The 22,882-nt window shown below is 46.5% G+C and carries 21 protein-coding genes and 2 tRNA genes; 15 read left to right on the top strand and 8 right to left on the bottom strand.

Going from position 1 to position 22,882, the window contains the following annotated elements:
* The first annotated feature begins 276 nt into the window (after positions 1-276).
* The 9 genes from BUB18_RS18365 (at position 277) to BUB18_RS18320 (ending at position 8,371) form a co-directional block, all read left to right on the top strand.
* Positions 277-1,146: a sigma-70 family RNA polymerase sigma factor gene (locus tag BUB18_RS18365; RefSeq protein WP_073083942.1), complete on the top strand. Its 870-nt coding sequence runs from the start codon at positions 277-279 to the stop codon at positions 1,144-1,146.
* 355 nt (positions 1,147-1,501) lie between these two features.
* Positions 1,502-2,830 carry a signal recognition particle protein gene (gene ffh, locus BUB18_RS18355; RefSeq protein ID WP_073083938.1) on the top strand — a complete coding sequence of 443 codons (1,329 nt, stop codon included), beginning with the start codon at positions 1,502-1,504 and terminating at the stop codon, positions 2,828-2,830.
* A gap of 104 nt (positions 2,831-2,934) precedes the next feature.
* Positions 2,935-3,387 carry a 30S ribosomal protein S16 gene (rpsP, locus tag BUB18_RS30200; protein WP_073083937.1) on the top strand — a complete coding sequence of 151 codons (453 nt, stop codon included), beginning with the start codon at positions 2,935-2,937 and terminating at the stop codon, positions 3,385-3,387.
* 74 nt (positions 3,388-3,461) lie between these two features.
* Complete coding sequence (gene rimM / locus BUB18_RS18345; protein ID WP_073083935.1) at positions 3,462-3,983, top strand: ribosome maturation factor RimM; 522 nt, start codon at positions 3,462-3,464, stop codon at positions 3,981-3,983.
* 27 nt (positions 3,984-4,010) lie between these two features.
* Positions 4,011-4,682: a tRNA (guanosine(37)-N1)-methyltransferase TrmD gene (gene trmD, locus BUB18_RS18340; protein ID WP_073083933.1), complete on the top strand. Its 672-nt coding sequence runs from the start codon at positions 4,011-4,013 to the stop codon at positions 4,680-4,682.
* A 118-nt stretch (positions 4,683-4,800) separates the two neighbouring features.
* Positions 4,801-5,148, top strand: a complete 348-nt coding sequence (gene rplS / locus BUB18_RS18335) for a 50S ribosomal protein L19 (protein WP_073083931.1) — start codon at positions 4,801-4,803, stop codon at positions 5,146-5,148.
* Positions 5,149-5,308: 160 nt separating this feature from the next.
* Positions 5,309-5,566 carry a Sec-independent protein translocase subunit TatA/TatB gene (locus tag BUB18_RS18330; protein ID WP_073083929.1) on the top strand — a complete coding sequence of 86 codons (258 nt, stop codon included), beginning with the start codon at positions 5,309-5,311 and terminating at the stop codon, positions 5,564-5,566.
* Positions 5,567-5,625: 59 nt separating this feature from the next.
* Entirely contained in the window at positions 5,626-7,071 is a 1,446-nt protein-coding gene (gene gatA, locus BUB18_RS18325; RefSeq protein ID WP_073083928.1) for an Asp-tRNA(Asn)/Glu-tRNA(Gln) amidotransferase subunit GatA, read from the top strand.
* A 10-nt stretch (positions 7,072-7,081) separates the two neighbouring features.
* Complete coding sequence (locus BUB18_RS18320) at positions 7,082-8,371, top strand: lytic transglycosylase domain-containing protein (protein ID WP_073083926.1); 1,290 nt, start codon at positions 7,082-7,084, stop codon at positions 8,369-8,371.
* A gap of 371 nt (positions 8,372-8,742) precedes the next feature.
* Here the strand turns inward: BUB18_RS18320 and BUB18_RS18315 are convergent, their stop codons facing one another.
* Positions 8,743-10,158: a cation:proton antiporter gene (locus BUB18_RS18315; RefSeq protein ID WP_073084698.1), complete on the bottom strand. Its 1,416-nt coding sequence runs from the start codon at positions 10,156-10,158 to the stop codon at positions 8,743-8,745.
* Between the two features lie 73 nt (positions 10,159-10,231).
* On the opposite strand from BUB18_RS18315, the gene BUB18_RS18310 reads away from it, so the two are divergent.
* Positions 10,232-11,152: a glycosyltransferase gene (locus BUB18_RS18310; RefSeq protein ID WP_073083924.1), complete on the top strand. Its 921-nt coding sequence runs from the start codon at positions 10,232-10,234 to the stop codon at positions 11,150-11,152.
* A 36-nt stretch (positions 11,153-11,188) separates the two neighbouring features.
* Here BUB18_RS18310 and BUB18_RS18305 read toward each other — a convergent pair whose 3' ends face one another.
* Together BUB18_RS18305 and gap are read right to left on the bottom strand one after the other, a co-directional pair.
* A complete protein-coding gene (locus tag BUB18_RS18305; RefSeq protein ID WP_073083922.1) occupies positions 11,189-12,379 on the bottom strand; it encodes a phosphoglycerate kinase in 1,191 nt (396 codons plus the stop codon).
* A gap of 160 nt (positions 12,380-12,539) precedes the next feature.
* On the bottom strand, positions 12,540-13,556 hold the full coding sequence (gap, locus tag BUB18_RS18300; protein WP_073083921.1) for a type I glyceraldehyde-3-phosphate dehydrogenase: 1,017 nt from the start codon (positions 13,554-13,556) through the stop codon (positions 12,540-12,542).
* Between the two features lie 140 nt (positions 13,557-13,696).
* Here gap and BUB18_RS18295 point away from each other — a divergent pair.
* Both BUB18_RS18295 and BUB18_RS18290 read left to right on the top strand, forming a co-directional pair.
* Positions 13,697-13,768 (top strand) — tRNA-Glu (locus BUB18_RS18295).
* A 229-nt stretch (positions 13,769-13,997) separates the two neighbouring features.
* Positions 13,998-14,459 (top strand): helix-turn-helix domain-containing protein, encoded by a 462-nt coding sequence (locus tag BUB18_RS18290; protein ID WP_073083919.1) that lies wholly within the window; start codon positions 13,998-14,000, stop codon positions 14,457-14,459.
* Here BUB18_RS18290 and BUB18_RS29420 read toward each other — a convergent pair.
* Positions 14,456-15,037: a hypothetical protein gene (locus tag BUB18_RS29420; RefSeq protein WP_143159996.1), complete on the bottom strand. Its 582-nt coding sequence runs from the start codon at positions 15,035-15,037 to the stop codon at positions 14,456-14,458. The two genes, BUB18_RS18290 and BUB18_RS29420, sit on opposite strands and share 4 nt — an antisense overlap.
* A gap of 70 nt (positions 15,038-15,107) precedes the next feature.
* Here BUB18_RS29420 and BUB18_RS18280 point away from each other — a divergent pair, with 70 nt between their 5' ends.
* A complete protein-coding gene (locus BUB18_RS18280) occupies positions 15,108-16,139 on the top strand; it encodes a cupin domain-containing protein (protein ID WP_073083917.1) in 1,032 nt (343 codons plus the stop codon).
* On the opposite strand, the gene BUB18_RS18275 is transcribed toward BUB18_RS18280, so the two are convergent.
* Entirely contained in the window at positions 16,140-16,664 is a 525-nt protein-coding gene (locus BUB18_RS18275) for an antibiotic biosynthesis monooxygenase (RefSeq protein ID WP_073083916.1), read from the bottom strand.
* Between the two features lie 237 nt (positions 16,665-16,901).
* Here BUB18_RS18275 and BUB18_RS18270 point away from each other — a divergent pair.
* A tRNA-Glu gene (locus BUB18_RS18270) sits at positions 16,902-16,973 on the top strand.
* Between the two features lie 159 nt (positions 16,974-17,132).
* Positions 17,133-20,321: a ligand-binding sensor domain-containing protein gene (locus BUB18_RS18265; protein WP_073083914.1), complete on the top strand. Its 3,189-nt coding sequence runs from the start codon at positions 17,133-17,135 to the stop codon at positions 20,319-20,321.
* 102 nt (positions 20,322-20,423) lie between these two features.
* Here the strand turns inward: BUB18_RS18265 and BUB18_RS18260 are convergent, their stop codons facing one another.
* Genes BUB18_RS18260 through BUB18_RS18250 form a run of 3 tightly spaced genes read right to left on the bottom strand, consistent with a single transcriptional unit; the run spans position 20,424 to position 22,873 of the window.
* On the bottom strand, positions 20,424-21,827 hold the full coding sequence (locus tag BUB18_RS18260) for an MBL fold metallo-hydrolase RNA specificity domain-containing protein (protein ID WP_073083912.1): 1,404 nt from the start codon (positions 21,825-21,827) through the stop codon (positions 20,424-20,426).
* Positions 21,828-21,853: 26 nt separating this feature from the next.
* Positions 21,854-22,360 (bottom strand): DUF4442 domain-containing protein, encoded by a 507-nt coding sequence (locus tag BUB18_RS18255; protein WP_245805696.1) that lies wholly within the window; start codon positions 22,358-22,360, stop codon positions 21,854-21,856.
* Positions 22,361-22,369: 9 nt separating this feature from the next.
* Entirely contained in the window at positions 22,370-22,873 is a 504-nt protein-coding gene (locus BUB18_RS18250) for a thioredoxin family protein (RefSeq protein ID WP_073083910.1), read from the bottom strand.
* Positions 22,874-22,882 lie beyond the last annotated feature (9 nt).

Below are 22,882 nucleotides of genomic sequence, written 5' to 3'. Positions count from 1 at the left end.
AACTATTGGCAGAAAACTTTATTCACTTTAAATAATTTCTACTTATTATTAATTATAATAATGTTAAATTTTGACATATGGATGTAAATTAGCCGCATAGTGCCCATGCGAAATTTTTTCTGATTTTGCAAGCACTTAACCATCAATCGATTTTGTTTGGAAATGATTTAAAATTGACAGATTTTTTTTGGGCGGTATCTAAAAAAACTTATTTTTGTCAGGCATTCATCAAATCTTAACTTTTTATTAACCTGTAACTGTTCCGACTCTATGTCAATGCGCCAACTCAAAATCACTAAATCCATTACCAACAGGGAGTCACAATCCCTGGAAAAGTATCTGCAGGAGATTGGGAAAGTGGATTTAATTACGCCGGAGGAAGAGGTAAATCTCGCCATCCGCATCAAGCAGGGCGATCAGAGAGCGTTGGAGAAGCTTACCAAAGCCAACCTGCGTTTCGTGGTTTCCGTTGCCAAACAGTATCAGAATCAGGGCCTGTCACTCAGCGATCTCATCAACGAGGGCAACCTGGGGTTAATTAAAGCTGCTCAACGTTTTGATGAAACGCGCGGTTTTAAATTCATCTCCTACGCGGTGTGGTGGATTCGCCAATCCATCCTCCAGGCTTTGGCTGAACAATCCAGAATCGTGCGTCTGCCGCTTAACAAAGTAGGCCTGAGCAACAAAATCAGTAAAGCTTATTCTCAGCTGGAACAGGAGTTTGAGCGTGAACCATCTCCCGACGAGCTGGCCACCATCCTCGAAATCAATACGGATGAAGTAGAAGCCACACTGGGAGTTGCCGCCCGCCACGTTTCCATGGATGCACCATTCATCGACGGAGAAGATAACTCCCTCCTGGATGTACTGGAAAATCCGAACGCCGTTAGCGCCGATGAAGAGCTGGATCATCACGATTCACTCCGCCGCGAAATCGAACGTTCGCTTTCTACCCTCACCGACAGGCAAAAAGATGTCATCATGCTGTACTTCGGTATCGCCGTGGAACATCCAATGTCCCTTGAAGATATCGGAGAGAAATTTGGTCTGACCCGTGAGCGCGTTCGCCAGATTAAGGACAAAGCAATTACCAAACTGAGAACCACCTCCCGTAGCAAGTTGCTCCGCAATTACCTCGGAAGCTGATTCTCCACCTATAATATTTCCGGGAAGCCTGCCCATTGGGTAGGCTTCCTTTTTTGTTTCGGGAGATGTAAATGCCGCCGGGGCTCCACTCACACGGAGTGCTTCACCGGTTAGAGGGGAAGCCTTCGCCTCTCCTCTAACCTGCGACCCTCCCGGGCCGCAGGATCGCAGGAAGCAAATCCAACGGCCTCCCTGGTTTGCGATAAACAATAAAACACAAGTCTTTGCTGCTTGGCTGCTTGGCGAGGAAAAAAGACAAACCACCATCCTTTGCGAGCTTAGCATCCTTAGCCCGCTTTGCGAGAAAAAACTCACGGAAAAAAACTACATTTGCCATCCGTTTAAAATACCGACAATGTTTGAATCACTATCAGAGCGGCTCGACTCCGCGTTTAAACAACTTAAAGGCGAAGGACGTATCTCCGAGATTAACGTGGCATCCACCGTTAAGGAAATCCGCCGTGCATTGGTGGACGCGGATGTGAACTACAAAATTGCCAAGGAATTTACCGATAAAGTAAAAGATAAAGCACAGGGCGAAAAGGTACTGACCTCCATCTCCCCAGGCCAGCTGATGGTAAAGATCGTGAAAGACGAACTGGCCGAACTGATGGGCGGCACCGAAGCTGAATTCGATATTAAAAATAATCCTACTATCGTTCTGATCGCAGGTTTACAGGGTTCGGGTAAAACTACCTTTTCCGGTAAACTGGCGAACTATCTCAAAACCAAAAAGAATAAGAAACCTTTACTGGTTGCTGCCGATATCTACCGCCCCGCGGCGATCGATCAGCTGAAAGTACTGGGTGAGCAGATCGGAGTAGAAGTTTACAGCGAACCTGACAATAAAAACGCAGTTCAAATCGCTGAAAACGCCCTCAAACACGCTAAATCCAATGGAAATAACGTCATCATCATCGATACTGCCGGCCGCCTGGCTGTAGACGAAGCTATGATGACCGAAGTGGCCAACGTAAAAGCAGCCGTAAAACCACATGAAATCCTGTTCGTGGTCGACTCCATGACCGGTCAGGACGCGGTGAATACAGCCAAAGCCTTTAACGATCGCCTCGACTTCAGCGGCGTGGTACTGACCAAACTCGACGGCGATACCCGTGGTGGTGCGGCACTGACCATCAAATACACCGTTGAAAAGCCGATCAAATTCGTTAGCATGGGCGAAAAACTCGATACCCTCGATGTTTTCTACCCTGAACGTATGGCTCAGCGTATCCTCGGCATGGGTGATATCACCACCCTCGTAGAGCGCGCGCAAGCCCAGTTCGACGAAGAACAGGCAAAAAAACTGGAGAAGAAAATCCGCCAGAATCAGTTCGATTTCGACGATTTCCGCGAACAACTCCAGCAAATCAAAAAAATGGGTAACCTGAAAGACCTCATGGGCATGATCCCTGGGGTAGGTAAGGCTATCAAGGATATCGATATCAGCGACGACGCTTTCAAAGGCATCGAGGCCATGATCAACTCCATGACCCCCGAAGAAAGAGGTAATCCTGACGTGATCGACGGTAGCAGACGTAAGCGTATCGCCGCCGGTAGCGGAAAAAATATCCAGGACGTAAATCAATTCATGAAACAGTTCGAGCAAATGCGCCAGATGATGAAAATGATGAATAAGTTCGGCGCTGGTGGCAAAGGACTTAAAGGAATGATGAAACGCTAATTATTTGGCGAAAAATATTTTTGTAAATGTCAATTGTTGAGGTTACATTTGCATCCCTAATTAAACAATATTTCCTAACTCGCAAAAAATAACTTGACTTATTTATGCCAGTAAAAATCAGACTGCAAAGACATGGCGCGAAGAAAAGACCTTTCTACTTTATCGTAGTAGCTGACGCTCGCGCTCCAAGAGATGGTAAATTCATCCAGAAAATCGGTACTTACAATCCACTGACTGTACCTGCTTCAATCAACATCGATACTGAAAAAGCATTGCGTTGGTTACAGAAAGGTGCTCAGCCTACTGATACTGTAAGAAGAATCCTCTCCTTCAAAGGTGTATTGTATTTGAAGCATCTCTTAAGAGGTGTGACCTTGGGTCTGTTCGACGAGCCTACTGCTTACCAAAAGTTCGCACAATGGCAAGCTGAACACGAACAAAAAGTTTCTGCTCGCCGCGATAGCCACAGAAAAGCAAAAATTGCTGCTCCTATCGTTAGAAAAGTAGAAGACACTCCTGCTGCTCCGTCTGCAGAAGGCGAAGGCTCAGAAGCATAAAACGGCAACGTTTTACAAATACCTGAAAAGGAAATATTTGCAACCGCAAATATTTCCTTTTTTAATTTCCAATTATGAGTAATTACTTCAGTATAGGCAAACTGGTGTCGGCACATGGCCTCCAGGGCGAAATCCTGGTGAAACATAGTCTCGGCAAACGCTCCACCCTGAAAGGAGTAGAGGCAGTTTTCCTGGAAGAAAGAAAAAACAGCTTTATCCCTTACTTTATCAAAGAAGTGAAGGCCAAAGGTTTAGATCAGTTTTACGTGAAGCTGGAAGGGATCGACACCAAGGAAGCTGCCCAGAAACTCCTGCCAGGACAACTATACCTCCAGGAATCCGACTTTAAGGAACAGGCAGCCGCTTCGTCGCCGCTGGCACTCCTGGGCTACACCGTGGAAGATGCCCACCATGGCACCCTTGGCGTAGTGGAAGAAGTGATCGAAATGCCCATGCAGGTGCTGGTTAAAGTGCAGATCAAGGGAAAAGAAGCCCTGCTGCCTATCAACGACCAATCACTCGTAAAAATGGATAAAAAGGGCCAGGTAGTACATGTAGACCTTCCGGAAGGACTGGTGGAACTGTATACCGGCTAAGACAGAATCAATTAACAAACCGGCATTATGCGTATTGATATAATATCCGTGCTTCCTGAACTGCTGGAAAGTCCGCTTTCCCACAGCATTATGAAGCGCGCACAGGCCAAAGGGCTGCTGGAAGTACACCTGCACCACCTGAGGGAGTATTCCTCCCTGAAACACCAGCAGGTAGACGACTACCAGTTTGGTGGAGGAGCAGGGATGGTGATGATGCTGGAACCTATTGTGAATTGCATCGAAACGCTGCAGTCAAAAGTGACCTACGATGAAATCATCTACATGACGCCCGACGGAGAAACGCTGAACCAGAGAATGGCCAACCAGCTCTCCCTCAAAGGCAACCTGATGATCCTCTGTGGCCACTACAAAGGAATCGATCAGCGTATCCGCGATCATTTCATCACCAAAGAGATCTCCATCGGAGATTACGTGCTGTCGGGCGGAGAACTCGGCGCTGCCGTACTCGTGGACGCCATCGGCCGGTTGTTGCCTGGCGTACTTAATGATGAAACAAGCGCATTATTCGACTCCTTCCAGGATAATCTCCTGGCGCCGCCGGTATATACCCGCCCGGATGAATTCAGAGGCTGGAAAGTGCCCGATGTACTTTTAAGCGGGGACCACCGCAAAATTGAGGATTGGCGTCACCAGCAGGCACTGGAAAGAACGAAGGAAAGACGCCCGGATCTATTGTAAATTAATTAATTAGATATTAGTCGGAAGGTATTTTGAGATTTTTGGAGAATTTATACTGCATTAATTTGGTAAATGCTATTTCTTGACTTACTTTTGCACTCCCATAAATATTTGAAAGATGAACGCAATTTCGTTTGTTCACGAACAACTGACAGCTAAAAAACAGTACCCGAAGTTTAAAGCAGGCGACAACGTCACTGTCAATTATAAAATCGTGGAAGGTAATAAAGAAAGGATTCAGTCCTTTAAAGGTGATGTGGTGAAAATCCAGGGTACAGGGTTTACTGCGTCTTTCACTGTTAGAAAAATCTCTGACGGTATTGGTGTAGAAAGGTTGTTCCCACTCTACTCTCCTAACATCGATGGTATCGTGTTAAACAAGGTAGGTAAAGTAAGAAGAGCGAAACTGTACTACCTCCGTCAACGCGCTGGTAAAGCAGCCCGTATTAAAGAAAAAAGGGTTTAGTATAAATACAGGGAAATTAGTAAAAAGCGGAGCCTTAACGGTTCCGCTTTTTTCATTTCCTTAAAATGATCTTAAATCTGGCCGGCAGCAACCACTGGCGGGTGAAAAAGCGGATTTAATAATTTACCTTTGTGTATTAGAACTTTAAACAACTGAGAAGATGACTGCTGTTTTCGCTAAATCGACTTTTTTATTTCTTTCCGATGTAGGTGGTTCTGAACTGCTGCTGATCGCGATTGTGGTTTTACTGCTGTTTGGCGGTAAGAAAATTCCTGAACTGATGCGCGGCCTGGGTAAAGGTATCCGTGAGTTCAATGACGCAAAAAACAACGTGCGCCAGGAAATTGAGGAAGGCATGAAAGAAAAACCAGCCGCTGCAACTCAATCTTCTACAACAGATACTACCCCTAACGCTTAATTGCCCGGGTAACACGTTACAATTCGTATAATCATATTTTCATTTTAACTGGTTTAGCATTGTCTGAATTCAGCAGTATTAATACTTTTCACAAAGCATTATACGCCGGCAGCATAACCTGTACGGATAAGGTACGCTATTATCTCAACCGTATTCAGGAGCTAAAACATTTAAATGCCTTCCTGGAGGTATATGAGGAGGAAGCCCTGGATAAAGCCCGTGAACTGGATGCCCGCATACAAGGCGGTCAGCCCGTAGGGCCCCTGGCTGGAGTAGTGATAGGTATTAAAGATGTTATCTGCTATAAAGGTCATAATGTAAGTGCCGCTTCCCATATTCTGGAAGGGTTTAACTCATTATATTCTGCCACAGCGGTCGAACGCCTGCTGGAGGCAGATGCTATTATTATAGGAAATCTGAACTGCGACGAGTTTGCGATGGGTTCCACCAACGAAAATTCGGCCTACGGACCTACCTTAAATGCGCTGGATACTTCCCGCGTACCGGGTGGCTCCTCCGGAGGCTCCGCAGTGGCCGTACAGGCCGATCTATGTCAGGTGAGTCTGGGTAGCGACACCGGCGGTTCCGTAAGGCAACCGGCGGATTTTTGCGGTATCGTAGGCCTTAAACCGACTTACGGTCGCATCTCCCGTTATGGCTTGATCGCCTACGCGTCATCTTTTGACCAAATTGGGATTTTTGGCAAGGATATTGCCGATGTGGCCGCGGTTCTACAGGTCATCGCCGGACCGGATGAGTTCGATAGTACCGCCTCTCAAAAGGAAGTACCTGATTACCAATCTGGTTTGTCGCACAATAAATCCTACAAATTTGCGTATTTAAGGGATGCATTGTACCACGACGGCCTCGATCCCGAGATGAAAGATGCTTATATAGATTTCTTTGAAAATCTGGTAGACAACGGTCATACGGTTTCCGGTAGCGGATTTGACCTGATCGACTACATTGTGCCAGCCTATTATGTGCTCACAACTGCCGAAGCATCCAGCAATCTCTCCCGTTACGATGGCGTGAAATACGGCCACAGAACGGAGCAAAAAAACCTCGATCTGACCGATTTTTACAAAAAAAGTAGGTCCGAAGGGTTTGGGAAAGAGGTAAAAAGGCGTATCTTACTGGGGACTTTTGTGTTAAGCTCAGGCTATTACGATGCTTATTACACTAAAGCTCAGCAAGTTAGACGTTTAGTAGCTGACAAATTGAACGAAATTTTAGATCAGTACGACGCCATATTAATGCCAACTGTGCCTTCAACGGCATTTAAATTAGGGGAAAAAACAGATGACCCTATAGCTATGTACCTTGCCGACATTTATACGGTCTTAGCGAATTTGGTAGGGGTTCCGGCTATATCCGTCCCCATGAGAAAGCATTCAAACGGGATGCCATTTGGTGTACAGATCATTACAAAGAAGTTTGACGAGGCTAACCTGTTAAGCATTGCCCATCAATTGATGGATAGCAAACAGGTGGCGACTGTTTAAAATAAATTGTATGAGAAAAATCTTTTTACTTACGCTGTTGCCAGCATTGAGTTTAGGAAAAGTGAAAGCGGGTAGCAACGGCATACCTAAAGAGATCGGCTTCGCCACTGTCGCGGCCGACACTAGTGGATTGAATACATCAAGGGTAAAAGTTAAATTACCCAAGGATACCCTCGTTCACGCATCTCCAACCTCCCTTGCGGTAAAAAAGGCGGCTCAAAGCCTTCCTAATACTGTTCGTAGCGCCAAAGTATACGAACAAATCAACAACAACCTGGTAGCCGGTTATGTGAATAACTACGCTACCCGTTACAGCCAGCACCTCCAGATCATGATCGAAAGAGGTCAGCCTTACTTTGCAACGGTAGAAAAAATCTTCCGTGAGCACGGTATCCCTGAAGAAATGAAATACCTGGCCGTAATCGAATCCAGCTTTAATACCAACGCACGCTCCAGAGTAGGTGCCGTAGGTGCATGGCAGTTTATGGCCGGTACCGCGCGTATCTTCGGCCTGAGCGTAGGTAAAAAAGTAGACGAACGTAAAGACTTCTATAAATCCACCCTCGCAGCAGCACAATACCTCAACCAACTGTATGATCAGTTTGGCGACTGGTTACTCGTAGTTGCTGCTTATAACTGTGGTGCCGGCGGCGTACAGCGCGCTATGAAAGCCAGCGGCCGCGAAGATTTCTGGGGCATGCAATACTTCCTGCCGGCGGAATCCCGCAACCACGTGTATAAATTCATCGCTACCGGCTACATCCTCGACCGATTCAACAACTTCTTTGGTGTGAGCCTGGATGAAAATAATGCCGTAGTGACCAACACCGCTGATAATGTAGCTCCTGCTGCTGCTGTGGCCCGTGGCCCGCTCACAGAAGACGAAATTTTCAGCACGGTAGAAGTGAATATCTCCGGCAAATACCGCCTGGAAGCAATCGCCAAATCACTGGATATGGAAGTGGCCGCACTGGACCGCCTGAATCCTGGTTTCGCAAAAGCGCTGGCTTCTCCTGTAAATGCATATGACCTGCGCATCCCGAAAGAGAAAATGAAGCAGTTCATGGCAGAAAAAGAAGAAATCCTGAAAGAGTCAGTTCAACTGACCCTCGATGATAAAGCCGTAGGACTGGATAAATCCAAATTCCCTGCACCGGCTAAAATGCCAGAAGCTAAACCGGCACCAACAAAAGCACCAGCAGCTAAAACTGCTGCCGCTAAAAAGAAAACGGCTTACCACAGCAAAAAGAAATCAACTTCTACTGCTAAAAAGAAAACCACTACTGCTAAAAAAGCATAAGGGTTAAACAATATAAACGCGAAAGCCGGCTGTACCTACAGCCGGCTTTCGCGTTTATGGCATATAGCCGAAACCGGGAGCCGCTATTCTGTGGTTAATATCAGGGATCGGGCAACCGCACGCAAGGTTATATCTCACAAAATCTTTTTAAGGAGAAATGAACAGCCGCGTGACTACAGTAAAACGGTGGGGAAACCTGGCCGTGCGGGATTAGCATCTCCCTAAATATTTTTAAGGAGAGAGATAAACAGCCGCATTTTACATAGTTAAGAAAATAACATGGTAATGCCGGCTTTACATCTCCCTATAAAACAAAAGAAAAGGCCGGCTGTAGCTACAACCGGCCTTTAAGATATAAATAAGTTGCAAAGCTAAGCAGTGGCGGCTTTGTGCGCCTTCCTTTCTGATAAATCCACCAGGTCAAGCAAGGGGCCGGTCATGAATGTGGTAGCAAGCGCCATCAGCACCAGCATAGCGAAAATTTCGGGAGAGAGGATGCCCAGGTCATATCCGATGTTTAAAACAATCAATTCCATCAACCCACGGGTGTTCATCAGTGCACCGATGGAGATTGACTGCCGCCAGGTTTGCCCCATTAATCGCGCCGTAACCGCACTACCGCCAAATTTACCGCCTACAGCTACCAGCATAATCATACCGAAGGCTGCCCATAAATGTCCCTGGGACAGTAAACCTATGTGCGTTCGCAGGCCGGTGAATACAAAGAAAATAGGGAGGAGGATCATCACAGAGACGTCTTCAACCTTATCTGTGAAGAGCTTGCGTACCGTTTCCTGCACCGGCATAATAGCGCCTGCCAGGAATGCCCCAAATAAGGCGTGGATACCAATCACTTCAGCAATCCATCCGGAGATGAGTAAGGTGAAAAATACGGCGCCGGCAGCAGTTTTCTCGTTATTGGTCTGCAACTGACGTGTAATGAAGTTCTTCAGCCATGGGCGCACCAGCAGCAACATAACTGCTACAAACAGGATGGCGAGGCCTATTGTAATGGCCGCCATGACCAGGCCCGTAGCCTGTGCTATCGCCACTACCACAGCCAGGATACACCAGGCCGTAATATCATCCGCTGCTGCACAGGTAATAGCCAGTGTGCCTAACGGAGTTCCCGTGAGCTTTCGCTCCTGTACTATCCTTGCCAGTACCGGAAAAGCGGTGATACTCATGGCAATGCCCATAAACAGGGCAAAAGCCAGGAAACTGACATTCGCGGGAGCAAAGGCTTCAAATATAAAATAGGCGAGCCCAACACCAAGGAAAAATGGCACTACAATACTCGCATGCGAGATCATAACCGCATCGTGGGCTTTATTTCTGATCTTGCTCAGGTCCACCTCCATACCTACAATAAACATGAAGAAGGCAAGTCCTATCTGACTGAGGAATTGTAAGGTTTTCATGGATTCTGTCGGAAACAGAAAGCCGGAAAAGGAAGGGGCTATCCAACCCAGGAGCGATGGCCCTAACAACACACCAGCGATGATTTCACCAACTACTGCCGGTTGTTTCACCATATTGGCCAGCTTACCGAAAAGGCGAGCCACAAACATGATCACGACTATCTGAAGTAATAACAGGCTCAATGGATGCCTGAAATTTTCCAGGTACTGCGTCCAGGTGCTTTTGACAGCCAGTACCGACACCGGATGCGCTGGTACAATAGTGGTCTGCTTTACAGGCAGAGACTGTCCTTTGTCCAGCACAAACCAGATCAGGGCGCCAAATACGCCTATGATAACCGGATACCAGAGTAGTTGTTTCTTCATAAAAGGTGGATTGAAATCGGGAGGAAAGATAAACAAATCCTTTTACTACTTTTGCCGCAATCAATTCAGATATATGCTTACTTCCGACAAGAGAAGCCCACTGGTCACGATTGTGGCCGCCACCTACAATGGAGAACGATTTTTAAGACCACAGCTGGATTCACTGGTAAATCAGACTTATCCCAACCTGGAAATCATTGTTTTGGACGATTGCAGTAAAGATGGTACCTGGGCTATTTTAGAAGAATATGCCGCTCGTTATCCACATTTTCAGATTCACAGGAATGATAACAACCTTGGCTATATCAAAAACTTTGAAAAGGTAAGCGGAATGGCAAAAGGAGCATACATTTCCTACGCGGATCAGGATGACGTATGGGACCTGGATAAAACGCAGTTGCTGATGGATGCCATTGGTGACCATCCCATGATTTACTGTGATTCTGCAATGGTAGATGGAAACCTGGAGAGTTTGGGGATTTCCCATAACAATCTGAAGAAGTTGCAGGATTTCGATAATCCCCTCTATTTTGCTACTGATAACTGTGTTGGCGGGCATGCATTGATTGCGAAGCGGGAAGTAGTGATGGGAAGTATGCCATTTCCAACCGTGATGCCACACGACCTGTGGCTGGCCTTTAATGCCACTTTACACGGCACCATTCTGTATTATGATAAGGCCATGGTGAAATGGCGTCAGCATGGCTTTAATGTCACAAAAGATAAGAAGCCGCAGGAGTTAAAGATCAGGGAGGCGAGAGAGCGACTGCAAACATTTGCCGGGAAATGTGATACAGCGCATGCGAAAGAAAAGCAGGTGCTGGAAGAGCTTTATGAAAGCTATGCCAGTACAGGATTTGGGGATAGCTGGAAACGCATGGTACTCTTCTTTAAATACAAGAAATATTTCCTGGCGATGAAGAGAAGAAATGAGTTCCGCAAGGATATGTTTTGCTTAAAGATGTTTGTGAAGATACGGGAACACGTAGCGTAAGAAAAAAGGCTCCTGCGAGGAGCCTTTTTTTGTTATTTAGATTGCTGCAATACCCGGGAGCACTTTGCCTTCGAAGAATTCGAGCATAGCGCCACCGCCGGTAGATACATAGCTTACTTTGTCAGCAAAGCCGAACTGGTTTACGGCTGCAACACTGTCGCCGCCACCTACGAGGGAGAAGGCGCCTTTAGCGGTAGCAGCTACGATAGCTTCAGCTACACCTTTGGTACCACCCTGGAAGGCTTCCATTTCGAATACGCCCATTGGGCCATTCCAGAGGATGGTTTTGGAGGCTGCGATGGTTTGGCTGAAGAGTGCTACGGATTTTGGTCCTACGTCGAGGCCCATCCATCCTGCAGGGATGTTATCGTTGGAAACGATCTGTGTGGCAGCGTCAGCAGCAAATTTATCGGCAGCTACGGAGTCAACGGGCAGAAGCAGTTGCACGCCGTTTGCTTTCGCTTTTTCCAGCAGGTCGTTGGCGAGGTCGAGTTTATCGTTTTCCACGAGGGAGTTACCGATTTCCTTGCCTTGTGCTTTAAGGAAGGTAAAGGCCATACCACCACCAATGATGATGTTATTAGCGCGTTCCATAAGCGTTTCGATGATGAGGATCTTATCGGACACTTTAGCGCCGCCGAGAATGGCAGTAAAAGGCTGCTCCGCGTTGTTCAGTACTTTTTCCGCATTAGAAACTTCTGCTTCCATAAGGTAGCCGAACATTCTGTTTTCAGGAGGGAAGAACTGGGCAATGATGGCAGTGGAGGCGTGGGCGCGGTGAGCGGTGCCGAAGGCATCGTTTACGTATACGTTGCCGAGTTTAGCGAGTTGTTGCGCAAATTCCTGGTCACCTTTTTCTTCTGCTTTGTGAAAGCGGAGGTTCTCGAGGAGCAGTACTTCGCCCATTTGCAGGTTGGCAGCAGCTTCTTCTGCAACGGGGCCCACGCAGTCTTCCGCGAATTTAACGGTAACGCCGTCCAGGAGGGAGATGAGGTGGTATACGAGGTGTCTTAAAGAGTATTTATCGGTAGGACCGTCTTTTGGCCGGCCGAGGTGCGACATCAGAATAACGGCGCCACCATCTTTGAGAACTTTCTTAATGGTTGGAACGGCAGCACGCATACGCGTATCGTCGGTGATTTCAAATTTGTCGTTCAACGGCACGTTGAAGTCTACGCGGATCAAGGCTTTTTCGCCATTGAAGTTATGATCGGAAAACTTACTCATGGAGTATCAGTTTATAGAATAAGAAGGGGGATTGAATAAAAAAACCGCGGAACCGACAGCACAAAGCATTTACATCGGTAGTACCGGCTGGTTTGCTGTTATGGTGTAGTTGCGCGGAATTCAAAACGAAGCCCCTGCCGGAGCGGGGGCTTGTCTGATATTATTTCTGGATCTGCTCGGCGAAGTACTTAACAGTACGAACCAGCTGAGATACGTAGCTCATTTCGTTGTCATACCAGGAAACAGTACGAACCATTTGGGTATCGCCTACTGTTTGAACTCTGGTTTGAGTAGCGTCGAACAGGGAACCGAAGTGCATACCGATTACGTCGCTGCTTACGATTTCATCTTCGGTATAACCGAAAGATTCGTTAGCGGCTTCTTTCATGGCAGCGTTTACTTCTTCTGCAGTTACTTTTTTGCCGAGGATAGCGGTCAGTTCGGTGAGGGAACCGGTGATGGTAGGAACGCGTTGAGCGGAACCATCCAGTTTACCTTTCAGTTCAGGCAGAACCAGGCCGATAGCTTTAGCGGCGCCAGTGCTGTTAGGAACGATGTTAGCAGCTGCTGCACGTGCACGGCGCAGGTCACCTTTTGGATGTGGAGCATCCAGGGTGTTCTGATCGTTGGTATAAGCGTGAACGGTAGTCATCAGACCGTTAACGATACCATATTTTTCCTGGAGCACTTTCGCCATAGGAGCGAGGCAGTTGGTGGTGCAGGAAGCGCAGGAGATAACGGTTTCAGAACCGTCGAGGATGTTATGGTTTACGTTGAAAACAACAGTTTTCAGATCACCTGTAGCAGGCGCGGAGATAACTACTCTTTTTGCACCGGCGGTGAGGTGAGCGGAAGCTTTGTCTTTATCAGCAAAGAAACCGGTACATTCGATTACTACATCGATTTCGTGCTCTTTCCAGGGAATTTGAGCCGGATCTTTCTGTGCGTATATTTTTACCTCTTCACCGTTAACGTTGATAGAGTTGTCAGAATGCTTAACCTCTGCATCAAATCTGCCCTGAGCGGAATCATATTTCAGCAAATGTGCCAGCGTTTTAGGGCTGGTGAGGTCATTGATCGCAACCACATCAATGCCGGGCATTTTGTAAATCTGGCGGTATACCAAACGACCAATACGGCCGAACCCATTAATACCAATTTTGAGAGTAGTTCCCATTTTACATCGTGATTTGAATATGAAAAAATCGAAGGCGAATTTACAATCTATAGCCGTAGAAATCAATATATTTTTAGGTTATGAAAATATATTTTGGAAATATCAAAAAAGGTTCTACTTTTGCAATCCCAAAACGATACGCCGCGTTGGTCAAGGGGTTAAGACGCCTCCCTTTCACGGAGGAATCACGGGTTCGATTCCCGTACGTGGTACAAGAAACAGAAGGTTGCCGGAAGGTGACCTTTTTTGTTTTTGGTACATTTCTCTCCGCTGAAAGTCATTGCCTGCCTGACTTAAATTTTTCAATTTAATATTATTTTCCTCATTGATGTTGTGTGCCCATGGGCATGGTAGCTCCTCATAGTTGTTCTTTTCGTTTATTTCGTTTGTTTCGTTTATTTCGAATATTTTCGTAATTTTATTGAATTAAAATCCACAGCAATGGAGACAATTCTTGAGAAAACTAGTAAACGCGATCAGAAGATAGTTAAGGCTTTGGAGCCGAAGGTCGCTGAATTATCAGCGCAAATCCTGAATTCCAAATCTGAAGCAGTTACCCTTCATTTTTCAGGTCATGGCGACGGACTTGAAGTACCTAAATCTGCACTTATGCTTTTCTTTACCATATTAGAAAAAATGGCTTCGAATAGCTCATTTGCAATATTATTCTCCGGCAATGACGAAGAAATAAGCACGCAGCAGGCCGCTGAAATATTAGGAGTGTCAAGGCCTTTTTTGGTAAATCTTTTGGAAAAAGGTGAAATCCCATTTCATAAGGTTGGGAGTCACCGCAGAGTAAAAATGGAAGACCTTATTAAATATGAAAAGAAGCTTAAAAAGGCCAGAAAAGAAAGTCTTGACTTTCTGGCTGAGCAGGCGCAAAAACTTAAAATGGGATACTAAATGATTAGTAGAAAGAGATTAGTGGTTCTCTTAGATGCTAATGTTTTGTATCCGGCGCCTGTCAGAGACTTGTTGTTACGCTTGTCAGAAGTTGGTGTTATCGTGCCGAAATGGACAGCGCAAATACAGCATGAATGGATAGAAAGCTTGTTACGGAACAGACCAGATCTGAAAAGAAACCTGTTAACCCGTATTTGCAATGAAATGGACAAGGCATTTCCTGATGCAAATACCATCAAATTTGAAGGATTAATACCTGGAATAATATAGCCGGATGATAATGATCGCCACGTACTGGCTGCTGCCATTAAGTGTGAGGCGGATATCATCATTACATTTAATAAGAAGGACTTCCCTTCTAAAATAGCAAGCAGGTTTAATATTGGGATTGTTACACCGGATGAATTGGTAGTGGAGTTACTGCGGACAAATTTTTCTGCTGTTTGGGATGCACTCAGGGCACAAGTCAGCGCATTGAAAAACCCGCCAATGTCTATAGCAGAAGTTCTCTTGAAGCTTGAAAAATGCGGTTTGAAAAGAGCAGCAGCAATATTACAAGCTTTTTTACTCAATATCATTTAACGCTGTTATTTCCGGACAACAACTTCCCCCACTTACCTGTTTCCCTTTCGAACCCAACTCCCTGAAATGGAAACAACCACCCTTAGCTTCAAATACGCACTTGAAAAAGCCACGCCCAAAACGGCTCCTGGCGGTATCACCCGCGGCGCTTCTGTGCGTGAGTTCCCGGCCTCTCAAAATCTTGCTGGTGTGAGTATGCACCTCGATCCAGGTGCCATGCGCGAACTGCATTGGCATGCCAACGCTGCTGAATGGGCATATGTGTTGAAAGGCCGAATGCGTACCACTACTATTGATCCGCAAGGCAATACCTATATTGATCTTTTTGGCCCCGGTGATGTATGGTACTTCCCCAGAGGCTTCGGACATGTGTTACAATGTATCAGCAACGACCCCTGTCACTTCATCCTGATATTTGATAATGGAGATTTTTCTGAAGATCATACATTCAGCGTTACTGATTTTATTTCCAGTGTACCACCGGAAATTGCAGCGCAGAACCTGGGTTTATCGCTGGAGGAAGTAGCGCAATTGCCGCAGCATGAAATGTATTTCGCGCCATCACAATTGCCGGATGTACATTCAGGCCTGGCAGTACCAAGAGATAATGCCAACCTTACTTCTCCACACCGTTATCCATTGGGTGCACAGATGCCGAAGCTGGTGCCTGGTGGCGGTACTCAACGGGTAGTAACCCAACGCGAATTTCCTATCGCTAAAACCATTACTGGATCCATATTCGAAATCGAGCCTGGTGGATTACGGGAACTACACTGGCACCCCAATGCAGATGAATGGCAATATTACATCCAGGGTACAGCCGAGATGGGCGTATTCCTGGCGCAGGGGCAGTTTGTGAAAGAACAGTTCGAAGCAGGCGATGTGGGCTACGCTCCAATGGGCGCGGGACACTATATCAAAAATACCGGAAAGGAGGTGCTGATTGTACTACTTGGCTTCAATAGCGGCAACTACGAAGCAATAGACCTGAGCATGTGGCTCAGCGGAAATCCGAAGGATATACTGGAAGGTAACTTCGCGGTAGGTGGTCAACTCATTAATAAGTTTCCCACCAACGATAAATTCATCCTGCCTTAACTACTTTGCCGGCTGCAGCCAGTTACGTAATAGTTTTATCACCACCGGCATCACCACCCAGGTAAGTAAGCCTACCATGCAGGCGGCAAAAATCAGCTGTCGCACTAACGACGGTAATGTTCTTATCAGTGGAGCAACGGTATACGAAAGCAACACGCTGGTAGGGAATACGCCGCACAAGGTAGCAACAGCCATCTTCCACCGCGGCGGCGGCACAGGTGATCGAAACCATGCTTCCAGGCCATTTAGCTGCCGATATACGGGAGGTTCTGTGAGTGTGGAAGCATAGGCCTCCCAAGCCTTGAACTGCCTGGAATTGTAGAAGGCATCTCTTTCAGCTGCATCCGCAAATGTTCGGAGGATACCTATTTCATTACTGCCTTCCCCATGCAGGGAAGTAATCATGCCGGCACCTTCTACACCCGACTGTGCAAAGGATTCTCCTAAAAAATTCCGCAGTGCATCTTTAAACTCTTTCTCTTTCCCAGGCAGCACTTTCCTGGTAATGGCAACGTGTATGGGCATGGATAGTGTTTGTCTGTAAAGACTACAGCCAGCGCCGCCACCTTGTTCGTCACCTCCATTAAAATCTACCAGAAGAAAAAGAAAATTTAAAAGATGATGGTTAATTCAAATTAATTCCGATATTTGCACCCCGGTTCATTGATAGCAAGACAAGTCACCAAAAGAATTTCATAAAATTCTAAAAATAAATTTGGTAGATATAAAGGTTTTCCTATCTTTGCAATCCCAAACGAAAACGCCGCGTTGGTCAAGGGGTTAAGACGCCTCCCTTTCACGGAGGAATCACGGGTTCGATTCCCGTACGTGGTACAAGAAAAGCTGCAGTAATGCAGCTTTTTTTATTTTATCCACTACCGGATTTATCCTACATTTATTAACTTGTATCAAATGGCATAAACCAAAACTATTATTCGTTTATCGCCAACTATCAACTATCTGTTAATCGTGCCTAAGCACGCCATACTCCAAATGAACCGGCTGTTCGCTGTACTTCCAGATTTACACAAGGCAGTGCTGTTTACCATCCTGCAAGTGCTAATGCTGTACCTTCAAAGTACTGCCCAGAACCCATTTACTCACAAATTTAGCCACCTCGATATATCCAACGGCCTTGCCAGTAACCACGTATCCGCCATCCTGCAGGATAAAAAAGGATTTATATGGATCGCCAGCACAGCACTGCAACGATACGACGGTACCAACCTGATCACAGTCGCCACCTTCGACCGCGTACCTGGGTCTATTTATTACGATGATATCTGCCTCTGCGAAGACCGCTACGGCCGCATATGGATGGGAACACCCGATAACATACGTGTATACGACCCCGTTACCAACAAGGTGAAAACAATTCCCATTCCGGAACATACCAACACCACAGAAGGCTTATCCTGTAATAACGTACTCGAAGATCGACATGGCACTATCTGGGCTTCTACCACCGACGGTCTCCTGCGCTACAACGAAAAAAGAAACGTATTTCAAAAAGCAACCAATATTCCCGAGCATTTCCGAAAGCAAATCCAGGACGCCATCATGGAGGATAAAGAAGGTAATATCTGGTTTAGCGGAGCGCATCAGGCCTTTATTCTTAGTGCCGACAGAAGTCAACTCTATCATAAAGATTATAATCCAAAACATATACCGGCACTAAATATCGCCAATTCGTTTAAAAAGATCTATCTCGATACCCACCAGCAAGTATGGCTCGCAGGCCGCGGTGGATACGGCTATAAATACAATGCTGCCAATCAGCAGCTGGACACCTTTGAGTTCCGTTCACCATCCGACCTGCCAGAACCTTCCTATCTCCGGAATGCCATATTCGACATACACGGAGATGCCGCTGGCAACATCTGGCTGGCAACAGAAAAAGGAGGTATCTTCCGATATAACCAGGCCAGAGGGAAAGTAGACCTTAATATTCCCGGAAATAACAATGATCCGCAAGGGCTGCACTACGATTATGAAGCCAATTGCATCATGAGCGACCGCGAAGGCTATCTCTGGATAGGAACAGATCATGGCATAAACATCCTGAGCCTCCACGGCCAATCCTTTAACACGCTCGACCAGCGCACCTCATTTCTCTCCCCCAATACCAAACTCCCGCAAGCGGAAGTAACCGGGCTTTTCCAGGGGACTAACGGAAACGTATATATTGGCTATTGGGGCAAAGGATTTGCCTGTCTGTCGCCCGACCTCACCTCCGCTAACCTTTATACGCACCAGGCTACTGACCGCACTGTTTCCATACCCGAAGAACGCAGCCTGGTATGGAGCTTCGCAGAATTAAAGGACGGTACTGTGCTGATAGGCCAGGAAAATGGCAACCTCTCGCTCTTTGACCCGGTAAACAAACGCTTTATCAAACACCTGCAAAGCGATGCCCTGAAACAGCAAACGCTGCTGGATATTCATCCTTACAACGATACTACGGTATATTTAGGCCTTTATAAAAAAGGCCTCGCCGCCTGGAATCCACAGGCAGACCAGTTTACGTATTTCAATACCCTACTCGACAGCCTGAAGCGCCCGGCGTCCGTAATGGATATCGTGCCGCAAAAAGATGGTCAGCTATGGCTGGCTACCAGCACTTCGGGACTCCTGCTTTTTAATCCCCAAACCAGGCAGATCGGGCATAAACACACTTTCCGCTGGGATAAAAGAGTGTTCGTTAACGTTACTTCTCTGTATAAATACAATGATACCACACTGCTGGCCGGCACCGATCACGGACTCTGGATCGTAAATACAGCTGCCCGTACATCTCACCCTATACTCAATGGCAAACAACTGTTTGATGAATGGATACTGAGCATCGCCGGCGACCATAACCAAAACATCTGGCTCACCACGCAGCATGGCTTCTATAAATTAAAACTAAAGCAGGAAAAACTGGAGTCTTTTGTTCAGGGAGATGATATTATCGACAATGACAGAAAGGTAAGGAGACGCATATTGGAGCTTCACAACGGTATGCTGCTCATAGGTGCCTCTGACCATGCCGTAACATTTGATCCCGCAAAACTGCAGGTAGCACCGCCTCCTCCGGATGTTACCATCCTCAACGTACGCGTGATGGATAGCACCATTCAAATCGGGAAAGCGCTGACTGATACCACACCGATTCAGCTCAATCACCGCCAGAACTTTATTTCTATTGAGTTTAAAAGTCTTCAGTATCACCAGGAAAAAATAAATTATTACTACCAGCTGGAAGGGGTAGATGAAAAATGGGTGCCCGCGGAAGGCTTGCTGGTAGCCAAATACACTAACCTGCCACCTGGTTTTTATACTTTCCTGGTGAAAGCGGCAAATGCCACCGGTACCTTTTCGGATAATGTGACCGTCCTGCAAATCAACATCCTGCCGGCATTCTGGCAAACGGACTGGTTCAGGATGCTGGCCATTATTCTTGCCATCGCTGTAATCTATCTGTATGTTCGTTTCCGCATAAATATCATCAGACGTGAAGCTCGTCAGCGCGCCAGCATCCAGCAGGAAATGGCACAGCTGGAAATGAAGGCGCTCCGCTCACAAATGAATCCGCATTTTATTTTCAATGCGCTAAACTCCATCCAGATCTTCATGATGAAGAACGAGACAGAGTCCGCATTGTCCTACCTCAGCCGGTTTGCCAAATTGATCCGCAACGTGTTGGATAATTCACAGCTCAATAACATTTCTGTTTCCCGTGAAGTAAGCATGCTGGAGAATTACATGGAACTGGAAAAACTTCGCTTCACCGACCAGTTTGAATATAAAATCATCATTGATCCGAAACTGGACGCCGATATGGTGGAAATCCCTACCATGATTGTACAGCCCTTCGTGGAGAATGCCATCTGGCACGGGCTGGTGCATAAAAAGGAAAAAGGGCGCGTCACAATTACCTTCGAAGAAGCACCTGGCCGTATTCTTTGCACTATTGAGGATAATGGGGTAGGGAGAGAAAAATCGGCTGCCATTAAGCAAATGCAAGGCCATTCACACCATTCCCGCGGGCTGCAGATCACCCGCGACAGGCTCGCGATCTATAACAGCAGGTTTCACGTACAGGCAGGCTTTGAAATTGAAGACCTGTATGACAGCGAATGCAAAGCCGCCGGCACCCGGGTGGTACTATGGTTTCCGCAGGATTTGTTATCAGAGTGAGCTAACGGTGTTGTACACACGACATACAGCATACATCCGGGTATTAACGGTTCCGCACCAACGTACAGCGCGGAACCAACCAAGGATTTGTATTTATAGAAATCAGGTAAGCCCGATTTCATAATGACGATCCGGAATTTCAATATCCAGAAAGCCTTTTTTAAATAACCATTTCTTGAAAATCTGCTGCACATCATATTCTCCATGCACCAGGAAGAGTTTTTTAATATCTCTTGGATTCTGGCAAGCCAGCCACTGACTCAGATCTTCATAGTCGCCATGCGCACTCATAGACCTGATCACACCCACCTCTGCTCTCACTTCAAAACGAGTACCGTAGATAGAAACTTCCTTCGCACCGCGCATCAGCCGCCCGCCAAGTGATTCCGGCTCGCAATAACCCACAATCAGAATCGTATTTCTCTGCTCATCAATATTATTGGCAATGTGGTGCTTTACCCTTCCTGCTTCCGCCATGCCGGATGCGGAGATGATTACACAGGGCTCTTTACGGAAGTTCAGGTTTTTGGATTCATCTACGGACTTCACATAACGCAGCCCTGGAAAGTCGAAAGGATCATTATCTTTCTTTAACAGGTCAGATACCTGGCGATTAAACACTTCCGGATGCGCTTTGGTAACAGCAGTGGCTTCTGTGGACAGTGGACTATCCACAAAGATATCCACCTTAGGAAGCTTACCTGCCAATTGAGCTTTATTGAGCGTGTACAGCAACTCCTGTGTACGCCCCACACTGAAAGCAGGGATGATCAGCTTACCACCTTTTTGTACGCAGGTTTCATGGATATAACGCAGCAGCTCATCATCAGCAGGAGCAGCATCTGCATGCAAAGTACTGCCATACGTGGATTCCATGAGGATATAATCCGCCTGGGGAAATACCGCCGGCGACTTCAAAATCGCATCGTTGTAACGGCCTATATCTCCACTAAAAGTAATTTGCTGTGTTTTACCATACTCCGTAATACGTAAATGAATACACGCAGCGCCCACGATGTGGCCCGCATCGGTAAACATCACCTGTATATCGGGATCAATGGTGATCCAGTTATTGAAGTTCACCGGCTTTAAAAAATTGATGGCAAACTTGGCGTCATCTACGGTATACAGCGGCTGTAGGTAAGGAGCACCTTCCTTTGCACGCTTTTTATTGGAGAATTTGATATCGTCTTCCTGGATCTCTGCGGAGTCGAGCAGCAGTATTTCCGCCAGATCGCGGGTAGCATGTGTGCAGTAAATCGGCCCTCTGAACCCTTGTTTAACCAGTCGGGGAATAAGCCCGGTATGATCGATGTGTGCGTGCGACAACACCATATAAGTGACCTCCGTGGGGTCAAATCCGAAATCTCTGTTTAAGGAGTCTGTTTCTTTTCCCATACCCTGGAACATACCACAATCTAACAGGATCTTTTTTCCATTCTTCAGGGTGATCAGATGCTTGGAACCTGTTACAGTACGCGCAGCACCATGAAATGCAATCTTCATAATTAAGGGTATTTGGTTAAACTTTTTTACCTGGATTTAAAGGACCAGGTAATATCAAACGTGGCAATTTGTATGCCTTCTTTATTTTTACCTTCAGAACGTATGGTGACGGTAGTTGGTTCATTCGTGGCAATAGCCTTTTCTATAGCGGCCTTCATGGCAGGTATATCTGCACAGGTAAACCAGGTGGTGCCGGTCGCCTTCTTTAAGTAGGTGGCCTGCATACCGGTAACGAGCATGGATACACGCTTTTCAGTACTTCGTGCATACATCATGGCGGGCAATCCTGTACTGAGTTCTCCGGCCATAGCCAGGCAGGCGAAGTAAGTAGATTTAAACGGATTTTGCGATAGCCATCTATACGGTACCCGGGTTACACAAGCCTGTTCCGAAACGGAAACCAGTCGTACACCCGCCAGCCATGCAGCCGGTAGCTTCATCAGCAGAAAGGCCGAAAACTTAAACGGATGCTGTGCAAATCTCATGAAAGACTGCACAGCATCCGTTTTAAAGTAAGTGATGCCATTATCCATGGTATATACTTATTCGTTTACATAATTGGAAGGCAGTAAAGCCGCCGGGCCCCATTGTTTAAAAAACTCGCCCACTTTCTTCTTGTCATACGAATCAGCAGATTCCAGCAGTCCGGAGTTTTGTGTGTGCAGGCGGTTACCTTTGGCGTCAAGTACTACAAACACCGGAAATCCAAAGCGCTGTGGATAACCAAGCTCCTTCAGGATTGGGAGGTTTTTGTTTTCCTTGCTGTAGTTGAGGTGATATACTACATAATTGCTTTCCATGGTAGCTTTGAGAGTGGAGTCATCTTCCACAAATTTGTAGAAGCGCTTGCACCAGATGCACCAGTTACCCCCAATTTGCAGCAATACATGTTTTTTCTCTTTGGCGGCCTGCTTTACAGCAGCCTCAATGTCGGCTTTGGCATTGGCTTCGGGATTGTAAATATGCTGCAGGTCTGGTGTTTGTGCGCTGGCAGCAGGTATCATAAATCCTACACTCAATATCAGCATCCATACGTACTTCATCATAATCAAATT

Origin of the sequence: Chitinophaga jiangningensis (assembly GCF_900142605.1) — a bacterium.
GTDB classification, from domain to species: domain Bacteria; phylum Bacteroidota; class Bacteroidia; order Chitinophagales; family Chitinophagaceae; genus Chitinophaga; species Chitinophaga jiangningensis.
This window is presented reverse-complemented; position numbering and strand designations above follow the sequence as displayed.

Coding starts and splice junctions, on each gene's coding strand:
- BUB18_RS18280 (WP_073083917.1), top strand. CDS start 15,108: ATGGAAACAACCACCCTTAGCTTCAAATACGCACTTGAAAAAGCCACG.
- BUB18_RS29420 (WP_143159996.1), bottom strand. CDS start 15,037: ATGATATTGAGTAAAAAAGCTTGTAATATTGCTGCTGCTCTTTTCAAA.
- BUB18_RS18290 (WP_073083919.1), top strand. CDS start 13,998: ATGGAGACAATTCTTGAGAAAACTAGTAAACGCGATCAGAAGATAGTT.
- BUB18_RS18260 (WP_073083912.1), bottom strand. CDS start 21,827: ATGAAGATTGCATTTCATGGTGCTGCGCGTACTGTAACAGGTTCCAAG.
- BUB18_RS18315 (WP_073084698.1), bottom strand. CDS start 10,158: ATGAAGAAACAACTACTCTGGTATCCGGTTATCATAGGCGTATTTGGC.
- BUB18_RS18265 (WP_073083914.1), top strand. CDS start 17,133: ATGAACCGGCTGTTCGCTGTACTTCCAGATTTACACAAGGCAGTGCTG.
- BUB18_RS18275 (WP_073083916.1), bottom strand. CDS start 16,664: ATGCCCATACACGTTGCCATTACCAGGAAAGTGCTGCCTGGGAAAGAG.
- rimM (WP_073083935.1), top strand. CDS start 3,462: ATGAGTAATTACTTCAGTATAGGCAAACTGGTGTCGGCACATGGCCTC.
- BUB18_RS18310 (WP_073083924.1), top strand. CDS start 10,232: ATGCTTACTTCCGACAAGAGAAGCCCACTGGTCACGATTGTGGCCGCC.
- BUB18_RS18365 (WP_073083942.1), top strand. CDS start 277: ATGCGCCAACTCAAAATCACTAAATCCATTACCAACAGGGAGTCACAA.
- trmD (WP_073083933.1), top strand. CDS start 4,011: ATGCGTATTGATATAATATCCGTGCTTCCTGAACTGCTGGAAAGTCCG.
- rpsP (WP_073083937.1), top strand. CDS start 2,935: ATGCCAGTAAAAATCAGACTGCAAAGACATGGCGCGAAGAAAAGACCT.
- rplS (WP_073083931.1), top strand. CDS start 4,801: ATGAACGCAATTTCGTTTGTTCACGAACAACTGACAGCTAAAAAACAG.
- BUB18_RS18320 (WP_073083926.1), top strand. CDS start 7,082: ATGAGAAAAATCTTTTTACTTACGCTGTTGCCAGCATTGAGTTTAGGA.
- BUB18_RS18250 (WP_073083910.1), bottom strand. CDS start 22,873: ATGATGAAGTACGTATGGATGCTGATATTGAGTGTAGGATTTATGATA.
- gap (WP_073083921.1), bottom strand. CDS start 13,556: ATGGGAACTACTCTCAAAATTGGTATTAATGGGTTCGGCCGTATTGGT.
- BUB18_RS18330 (WP_073083929.1), top strand. CDS start 5,309: ATGACTGCTGTTTTCGCTAAATCGACTTTTTTATTTCTTTCCGATGTA.
- BUB18_RS18305 (WP_073083922.1), bottom strand. CDS start 12,379: ATGAGTAAGTTTTCCGATCATAACTTCAATGGCGAAAAAGCCTTGATC.
- BUB18_RS18255 (WP_245805696.1), bottom strand. CDS start 22,360: ATGGATAATGGCATCACTTACTTTAAAACGGATGCTGTGCAGTCTTTC.
- ffh (WP_073083938.1), top strand. CDS start 1,502: ATGTTTGAATCACTATCAGAGCGGCTCGACTCCGCGTTTAAACAACTT.